The 285-nt window shown below is 46.3% G+C and carries 1 pseudogene; it reads right to left on the reverse strand.

Annotation, left to right across the window (positions count from 1 at the left end):
- Positions 1 to 285, reverse strand: a pseudogene (locus tag BHE89_RS01285) (RNA-guided endonuclease TnpB family protein); the annotation flags it as partial.

Here is a 285-nt window from a genome sequence, read left to right on the forward strand (position 1 = left end):
TTTTTCTACGGCTTTATATTCCAGCTTTGTGATAAAACCATGCCAGCCTGCATCTCCGATAGCGCGAGCCAGACAGTGGTTTTTTCATCATATTCGCCGATTTCAGTGTCTCGACAATTACCGCTTGGTTTTCGTCAACAATTGCACGAGAGAGTTTGTGTTGAAAATCAGCACGGGCATTGGCTACCCGTTCGTGTACACCTGCAAGCTGTATTCGGGCTTTACGGCGATTAGCACTCCCTTTTTGCTTGCGAGATAAGGCTTTTTGTTTTCGACGTAGGTGAC

Source organism: Shigella sp. FC1967 (assembly GCF_001743005.1).
GTDB lineage: Bacteria > Pseudomonadota > Gammaproteobacteria > Enterobacterales > Enterobacteriaceae > Proteus.